This is a genomic window from Desulfosporosinus sp. Tol-M2 (assembly GCF_059735615.1).
The window spans coordinates 1-2,583 of the sequence record NZ_JCAIJG010000144.1; the positions used below are offsets into that span (position 1 = coordinate 1).

A 2,583-nucleotide genomic window follows, 5' to 3' on the forward strand; every position below is an offset into this window, starting at 1 on the left:
GCCATTGTAACGCGAAACCCTTCTCTCTCGAGATTCCGAATAGCCGTCTCAGTTGGTCAAAATAATACCGTAGAAATACGGTCGGTGAGGATGCGATTGACTTCTTCCGGCATCCGCATATTAAACGAACGAAGTCCCGCTTCGACGTGGGCAACGGGAATATGGAGCTTAACCGCAGCCAAGGCGCCGGCTAAGGTCGAGTTCGTGTCCCCGTAAACTAAGACCACATCCGGTTTCTCCTGTAGTATGACCGCTTCAATCTTTTCCAGCATTTGACCCGTCATTGCCCCGTGTGTGCCTCCGCCAATTCCCAAATGGTACTCGGGTGAAGGGATTTTCATCTCCTCAAAAAAGACGTCCGACATGTTCGCATCATAATGCTGACCGGTATGGACCAGCACTTCCCGGATCTGAGATTCGCCGTGGTTTTCGTTGTGCCTGGCAATAGCGCGGGATACCACTGCTGCTTTGACAAATTGAGGCCGGGCCCCGATAATCGTTAATACTTTCACTCAGTCACCCTCCGCTCTTCTGTTTCGACAGGGGTAGAGTCCCCCACCGAGGTCGAAGTCCAGCTTTAGCTGAACATGTACACTTGGATTAATTTGGTTCGGGCTCATATCAGTTCCTGATAAATCTTTAGAAAAATATTGCGGTTGGCTTTTACTGTTGCCAAGCGGTCGATTAGTTTCCGGTTGTGTTCTTGTACTAAAGAAGCGTCCAGTTCCAGGGCTGCCTGCAGGAAAGAGGTTGTTACGTCATCGACAAGGACCCCATTCCTTCCGGCTTCTACCCATTCTCTATTGGCCGGAAGGTTTGAGACAACGGGAAGACACCCGCAGGCCATGCTCTCCAGGAGACTAATCGACGTGGCGTCACTTTCGGGAATCGAAACATATAGTTTAGCTCGATTGTAATAAGCCTCATTTTCTTGAGGGGAGAGCCAGCCTACAAAGTGGACGCTGTCCTCAAGGTTCAAAGCCTTGACAAGCTCTTTCAGGGACTCCGTTTGACTGCCGGTTCCGGCAATGACCAGCGTCCAGGTCTCTTGGACATTTTTAGTAAATTGTTTAAACGCGCGAAGGATCGCGTCGACACGGTAGAGAGATTCATGCAGCCGGTTAGAGTAGATCAGGTTTTCCTTGGCTGCAGAAGGGTCCGGCATCACGCCGATGCCAAAGTTGGCGATCCGAAGATCGAGGCGTTTCCCGGGAACCAGCTCTTGCATAATACCGGCCATATACCGGGAATCCGCGGTGAGGATCCGAGCCTTGTTAAGATTATATGTAACCATCTTGCGTAGTATCGAGTTTTGAAATGGGGCAATCAGAATGTCACTTCCCCAGGTGGTCAGCACCGTTGGAATCTTGGAGCTACGATTCGCGAGGTTCACCGCCAGGGCGGCAGTACCGGCCATGTGGCAATGGATAATATCCGGTTGATAGGTACTGATAAGCTTACGGATGGTGTGGATACTTCGAAAAAAGTCAACCGGATGACGCAGGGAGAGCGGTAAGACGGTAATCTTGCACCCTGCGGGAAAGGCAGCCCCAGGATCGGCATCTGTAATCACCGCAATATCATCTAACCCAGGTTTAACCATCTGGTAATAGCGCCAAAGGTGTATTGAAGAAGGCCCTACTAACAACAGCTTACTCATAGGCGACTCTCTTGCTTAAGTGAAAACTCCGGCTCAGACTCAAGCCCCCGCTCAGGTACAGACTTCAGCTTGGGCTCAGTCTCAAGCTCCTGCTCCGCCTTACTATTTGCAAACATAAGGCCGCACAACATGGCATAAAGAACCAGGATGCGCGGTTCAGACAGCGGGTTATTCGTAATGGCACTGACTAAGAGCATGGTCGAAAACAGGATCACACTTTGGGCATAACGTTTCCCGTTCTGTCTGAAGGCGGAGACAAAGGGGATCAAAATCCAGAGCAAGTAAGATAACAATCCCACTATGCCATAGCGCCAGGTCATAAGAACGTACTCGTTCTCAGAATAGAGGGCATTAATGTAGAAATATTCCTTGTTCGGTCCATAACCGATCCAGGGAGATTTTTGGATCATACCCACCAGGTCCTGCCACACTTTAAGCCGTCCGGTCCACGACTCATTGGCCGACCAGTCTACTGTCCAAAGGGAAGAAATATAAGTAAATTGAAAGACATTGATCAAGACGACGGATGCCGCCCCAATCCCCAGCACGGCTAACAGTTGTTTGATGCTCATTCTGGACAAGAGCCAATAGACTGCAAATACAACCACTAACGATAGTACCCCTGTTTTTGAGCCGCTCATGAGGAGCATAAGAATCGCCAAGCCGGCCAGGATGTAATATTGCTTATATTCCGGCGACTTCTTTGTGGAATGAGCAATGAAATAAATACTAAAAAAGCCCATCATTATCGAATTATTATTTGGGTTACCCAGCACCCCCAGCATGCGTTTGACATCCGCTTCCCCGAGACTGTTAACCCCAAAATGAGATAGTTGAAGTTCGTTCGCATAAAAAGGCATGACGATTGGGTTGTAGCTGAGAATGTTAAAATAATGCAGCATATTTAAGGCAAATACCAGACA

At 49.1% G+C, this 2,583-nt stretch carries 2 protein-coding genes and 1 pseudogene; all 3 read right to left on the reverse strand.

Annotated elements, in window-relative coordinates; all coding sequences use genetic code 11:
- Positions 1-59: 59 nt before the first annotated feature.
- Positions 60-512, reverse strand: a pseudogene (locus tag AC6I5A_RS11280) (UDP-N-acetyl glucosamine 2-epimerase); the annotation flags it as partial.
- Between the two features lie 104 nt (positions 513-616).
- Positions 617-1,660: a glycosyltransferase family 4 protein gene (locus tag AC6I5A_RS11285; RefSeq protein ID WP_034615855.1), complete on the reverse strand. Its 1,044-nt coding sequence runs from the start codon at positions 1,658-1,660 to the stop codon at positions 617-619.
- Positions 1,657-2,583: O-antigen ligase family protein (locus AC6I5A_RS11290; protein WP_497900686.1), on the reverse strand; the 927-nt coding region annotated here is incomplete at its 5' end. The genes AC6I5A_RS11285 and AC6I5A_RS11290, both read right to left, overlap by 4 nt.